At 67.0% G+C, this 3,708-nt stretch carries 4 protein-coding genes; 1 reads left to right on the top strand and 3 read right to left on the bottom strand.

Annotated elements, in window-relative coordinates:
• A partial coding sequence (locus tag A5777_RS25115; RefSeq protein WP_064864480.1) for a DUF7373 family lipoprotein occupies nt 1-1,165 on the top strand: 1,165 nt, incomplete at its 5' end.
• A 4-nt stretch (nt 1,166-1,169) separates the two neighbouring features.
• On the opposite strand, the gene A5777_RS21590 is transcribed toward A5777_RS25115, so the two are convergent.
• From A5777_RS21590 to A5777_RS21580, 3 genes are all read right to left on the bottom strand, one after another.
• Complete coding sequence (locus A5777_RS21590) at nt 1,170-2,156, bottom strand: DUF5926 family protein (protein WP_064864478.1); 987 nt, start codon at nt 2,154-2,156, stop codon at nt 1,170-1,172.
• Nucleotides 2,157-2,180: 24 nt separating this feature from the next.
• Nucleotides 2,181-2,972: a glycerophosphodiester phosphodiesterase gene (locus tag A5777_RS21585; RefSeq protein ID WP_005206162.1), complete on the bottom strand. Its 792-nt coding sequence runs from the start codon at nt 2,970-2,972 to the stop codon at nt 2,181-2,183.
• Nucleotides 2,969-3,708: DUF4328 domain-containing protein (locus A5777_RS21580; protein ID WP_064864476.1), on the bottom strand; the 740-nt coding region annotated here is incomplete at its 5' end. The genes A5777_RS21580 and A5777_RS21585, both read right to left, overlap by 4 nt.

The raw sequence follows: 3,708 nt of genomic DNA, 5'->3' as shown, positions 1-3,708 counted from the left end.
AGCGAACGCGGTCGTCGACGTCAAGTCTCTCGACACCGGCAAGTACCCGACCGAACCTCGGAAACCATTCGGTGAGGCCACCGGAGACCAGGTCGTCACCTACGACGCGCAGCGTATGGCGCAGTACATCGTCGCGCCGTTCGAGATCGACGCCGACCTCACCGACATGGGTCTGCCGATGCAGGTGCTCTACAGCACGACCAATGTGCGAGCTGTTGTCGGAGACGACGTCGCCAACGTGAAAGCCAACGACGCGATCCTCTACGGTTTCGTCGTGTCGGCGTCGACACCTGACGAGACCATCCGGGCGGGCACCAAGCGTGAACTGAACAACTTCGTGACCAGGTACATCACCGCTGCCGACGCCACCGCCGCGGCGAATCAGATGGCCGACGCGTACCTCAAACGGCCCAAGTCCACCACCGTTCGCGTCGACGGGATGTCGGGGAGCCGGGTGATCTCGTTCCCCGGAAATGCCGACGGAACCACCGCCATGGTCTCCATCACCGCGCACAACACCTACGTGCTCTACACCTACTACCAGACGACTGACGCGCAGAAGGACAAGCTGGAGCCGGCGATCAAGAAGGCCGTCGAGCTTCAAAGCGCGTTGATCGACCAGTTCCCGGCCACGCCCACCAAGGCCGAACGGGAGGCGCGCAATCAGCCGAAGAAGGTGCTGATGATGGACCAGAACCACATCCTGATCTACGCGTTGCCCTACACCGACCAGGAGATCAAGGACGCGAAGGTCAAGACGCCCAATCCGGGTAACGTCCGGGCCGTGTACGGACCGCGATCGATGTCGTTCTTCTCCTCGGATCCGGCGACGGACTTCCGTCTGCTGAACGAGGTCGGATCGACCGCCAACGCAATGGACAGGGCAACCGTCTACCGGGCAAAGACGCCAGAAGGCGCGAAGAAGATCATGGACACGTTCGAGAATTCCAACCGCGCGCGCGGAATGAAGACGGTGCCCGCACCCCCCAACCTCCCGGCGGCACGCTGCCTCTCCGAGGTCACCCAGAACATCACGGGCTACTGGTGTGAGGTCAGCTACGGCCGGTACGTGGCCGAATTGGTCGGGACCGACCCCAAGGACGTGTACCAGCAGACTTCGGCCCAGTACGTCATCTTCACCAAGGCCGACCAGAACGCCAACTGAGCGGTCAGCGGATCGTCACCTGGCGGGTGCGCAGGCCATCTCGTGAGCTGCGCTCGTCGATGGTCAGATCACTTGTGGCAGTGAGCGCTTCGGCGAGCCAGGCGTCGAACTGATCGAGACCGGGGTACCACTCTTCGTGGTGCATCTCGTTGTCGAGGTCGAAGACGGGCACCAATAGTCCGTGCGTACGGAACGAGCCGGCGAACCGCGAGCCCTCACCGAGCGTGAGGTGCCCGGCCGCGTGCAGGCGTGCCAGCGCGTTCATCAGCACGTCCTCGGGTTCTGGTCGCACCCACCGCAGATGTGCGCGATCGCCCGCGTCGACCCACCACGGCGCTCCGACGCCGCTCTTGGGAAGCAGCCTTGCCGTGGGCAGCACGGTGTCGCTGGCGCGTTCGACCATCGGGGCGATCTCGGCGGGCACCTCCGCGCCGTCGGGGAACCACCAGGAGAAGTCGTCGTGGACGATGATGTCCAGCGGCGCATCGGCTTTCAGGACGTCGGAGAGGGTGCCGTCGAACTCGGGTGCCGGACCCGCGTACTCGTCGCCGATCTTCGCGTGTGCAGCCCATGAAATCGACTGGGCGAGAGCAGAGTTGACGTCAGCCGGGTCGGGATCGGTTTGCGTTGCCGCGACTCCCTGTGGCGCAGTCCGGAATTCACGCACCACCGCGGGGACGGCACCGGGAAGGATGGTTGCCAGCAGCACCTCGTTGCGCTCGCCCGGTTTGGGGGCGGGACGGGGTGCGTCGTCGGGCATCACCGACGTGGGTTCGGGCCAAGTCGGCCCCGGCTCGATGAGGTCGAGTACCGCTGTCGCGGAACTGACGAACGACCGCAGTGCCACCAGGTCGCATTCGGCCGCGAGGCCCGCGAACGGACGGGGTGAGGGCTCGAGTGTCGCTGCGGCGCGGGCCTTTCGCGCGGCAACGCGCTCTGCTCGGTTACTCCCGGGACGCGGACCGGATCCTCGTTTGCTCTTCTTGGCCATGAGTCCACCCTCTCACGTCGGGGGTCAGTCGACGGTCACCAGCCAGTCACGGACCTTGGCCGGCCGGTTGGTGGCGACCCAACGCACACCGAGGTCTGCGCAGAGCTGGACGTCGGCCTGCTCGTCGACCGTCCAGCAGTAGGTGACGCGGCCCGCGGCTGCGGCCTTGTCGACGATGTCGGGGTGCATGCGCAGCGTCTCGACCGACGGACCGATTCCGGTCGCGCCGACCGCGGTCGCCGCAGAGCCGCCCAGGACGCGGGCCGTATCGCCGAGCAGGATCGTCGGCAGCATGGGCGCGTGGCGTCGAATCCGCCACACGCCCGCCGACGAGAACGAGATGACGACGGCGCGACTGTGATCGGCCGACGGCGGGGTCGCAACACCGAATTCGTGCAGCATCTCGAGGAGCTTCTGCTCGACGAGACTCCCGAAACGGACGGGATGCTTGGTCTCGATGAACAACCGCACGGGACGTCGCCAATCGAGGGTCAGCGTGAGCAACTCGCGCAGCGTGAGTACCGACGCCGGCGCGTCGGCGTCGTGCCAGCTGCCGAAGTCGAGCTCACGAAGCTCCGCGAGCGTCATCTCGCTGACCACTCCGGAGCCGTTCGACGTGCGGTCGACGGTCCGGTCGTGGATGCAGACGAGTTCATGGTCGGCGGTGAGCCGGACGTCGCATTCGAGGCCGTCGGCGCCCTGGTCGAGCGCCAGTTCATATGCTGCGAGGGTGTGCTCGGGCGCCTGCGACGACGCGCCCCGATGTGCCACGACGGCGGGTTTACCCGACCGCGACACCTTCTCGACGGTGCTCACGCGACCGCCACCCACCGCTTCTTGACGACGGGCTCGTCGGCGACGAGGACGTTCGGCAGGTGCCGCGACGCCCAGAACGCGAACGCCGCCGAGACCGCTGCGCTGATGGTGATCAACGCGAGGGCGTCGGCGCCGGTCTGGATCGAGCCGGAAGCCAGGGAGACCGCCCAGGTGATCGCCGCCCAGATCGCCAGGGCGTTGACGAGCGCCCACGCGACCCAGAGGCGGTCGAGCGCCGCGCGTGTCATGCCGTCGACGCCCCGTTCGCGCCAATCATCGGCCGCCGCGTTCGCGGCCTCGTGCAGCAGCAGCGGAGCCCCGACCACGTTGACGACCGGGATGCCGGCCAAGACGATGATCTGCCAGAGCGGGCGCGGATCGCGGCGTCCGCGGTGTCGGTAGGCGTGTTCGCGCACCGCGATCAGCCATCGCACAGCGGCGACGAGTGCGCCGATGACGGAGATCAACGCGACGAGTCCGCCGAGGATGACCAGCGCGGCACTCACGACGATCAACCACGACGGCAGCGCGGTACCCCGGTTGATCACCAGCAGGATGTAGCGGAGGAGATGGACGACGGCCGACGCCGCGAGGGCTCCGGCGCACATCACGAGCGCGCTTCGCAGTGTCTCGGACGCGCGCTCGGCAGGAGCGTCGAGCCGATGTTCGTCGATGGGATCGTCGCGGAGTCCCCAACGTGGCAGGTAGGTGTAGCGAGGGATCAGCCGCGGGCCGC

This window comes from Gordonia sp. 852002-10350_SCH5691597, assembly GCF_001665715.1.
Classification (GTDB): domain Bacteria; phylum Actinomycetota; class Actinomycetes; order Mycobacteriales; family Mycobacteriaceae; genus Gordonia; species Gordonia sputi.
Note: the sequence above shows the minus strand (reverse complement) of the source record. Positions and strands in the feature narration are given on the sequence as shown.

Excerpts from the sequence above, each read along its gene's own strand:
- A5777_RS21590 (WP_064864478.1), bottom strand. The coding sequence starts at position 2,156 with ATGGCCAAGAAGAGCAAACGAGGATCCGGTCCGCGTCCCGGGAGTAAC.